2 protein-coding genes are annotated in these 1,289 nt (G+C 68.0%); both read right to left on the bottom strand.

Going from position 1 to position 1,289, the window contains the following annotated elements:
* Positions 1-272: 272 nt before the first annotated feature.
* Positions 273-842 (bottom strand): hypothetical protein, encoded by a 570-nt coding sequence (locus Mterra_RS21360; protein WP_245971720.1) that lies wholly within the window; start codon positions 840-842, stop codon positions 273-275.
* Between the two features lie 84 nt (positions 843-926).
* The coding region (locus Mterra_RS21355) for an ABC transporter permease (protein ID WP_119316883.1) at positions 927-1,289 on the bottom strand (363 nt) is incomplete at its 5' end.

The raw sequence follows: 1,289 nt of genomic DNA, 5'->3' as shown, positions 1-1,289 counted from the left end.
GGTCTCCCTCGTCGGGGGAGTTGGGCGGTGGGGGAGGGGGAGGCTGTCCAGCGCCTCGCTCACCCATTCCTCGGCCTTCCTGGCTTGGGGGCGCGCAGGGGCGAGGGACCGCTGCTCCCTGGAACGGTCCCCGTAAACCGGCATGAGCCAAGTCTACGAACTGGGTCCAGGGTGGGGCAAGCGTTGAAGCTTAATGTTCTGTGCTGGGGCTTGCGGAAGATCAGGTCAGCCTCGAGCCGGATCTCGTTACCCTCACTTCAGCCCCTTGGGGCTCAGCGCTTGCTCAACAAGGCAATCAGGTCGGCGAGGGTCTTCTTGGCAGGGTCTTCCTTGAAGGGGTTGAAGGGCTTGCCCTGCTGGATGGCCTGGAAGAGGCCGCCGCCTCGAGGCCCCCCCGGCCCGCCGGGGCCGGGCCCCTGGAGGTTGTTGCCCTGGGCCGGCCCGCCGTTCTCCCGCCGCTGGCGCAGCTCCTGCTGCCGCTTGAGCTGGGTTTCGTCCATCCACTTGAGCTGGGCGGGGGTGAGGATCTTGTCCTCGATGTTGGCGAGGATCTTCTCGGCGTCGGCGGGCTTGAGGTCGGCGCGGGCCTGCAGGTCCTTGAGGACGGGCAGGAGCTTTTGGGCCTGGGCCTTGGTGAAGGAAAGGTTTTTCTGCTTGTCGAGCTCGAGCATCAGCCGCAGGCTGTTCTGCAGCTCGAAGACCGGGCGGTACTGCTCGAGGCGCCTGCGCGCCTCGGGGTCGAGCTGCCCCCCGGGGCCGGGGGCCTGCTGGATGACGAACCCCTGGGCCAGCGCCAGCGAGGAGAGCAAAACCAAAACCGCTGTGAGGATCGTTCTTGCCATAAGGGCTCCTTGGGTCGAAATTGCCTGCGAGGTACCTCGAGCCGTCGTGCCGGGCGTGGCTACGGGCCACCGGCTACCGGCGGCTTACTCGTACCTGAGCGACTCCACCGGGTCGAGCCGGGCGGCCCGCAGGGCGGGGTAGTAGCCGAAGAACACGCCCACCATCGCCGAGAAGCCGAAGGCCAGGAGCATGCTGCCGGGGGAGAAGACCGGGCTGATGCCCAGCAGGTTGCCCACGCTGCGGGCCAGCCCCAGCCCCAGCGCGATGCCCAGCACCCCGCCCCCCACCGACAGCACCACCGACTCCACCAGGAACTGCGTGAGGATGTCGCGGGGCTTGGCCCCCAGCGCCTTGCGGATGCCGATCTCGCGGGTGCGCTCCGTGACCGAGACCAGCATGATGTTCATGATCCCGATGCCCCCCACCAGCAGGCTGATCCCCGCCAC

Origin of the sequence: Calidithermus terrae, assembly GCF_003574345.1 — a bacterium.
Lineage (GTDB): Bacteria > Deinococcota > Deinococci > Deinococcales > Thermaceae > Calidithermus > Calidithermus chliarophilus.
The sequence above is the reverse complement of the archived record's forward strand: the minus strand, read 5'-3'. Positions and strand labels throughout refer to the sequence as shown.

What these genes read in the sequence shown, in the direction of transcription:
- Mterra_RS21360 (WP_245971720.1), bottom strand. Translation starts at nt 842, where the DNA reads ATGGCAAGAACGATCCTCACAGCGGTTTTGGTTTTGCTCTCCTCGCTG.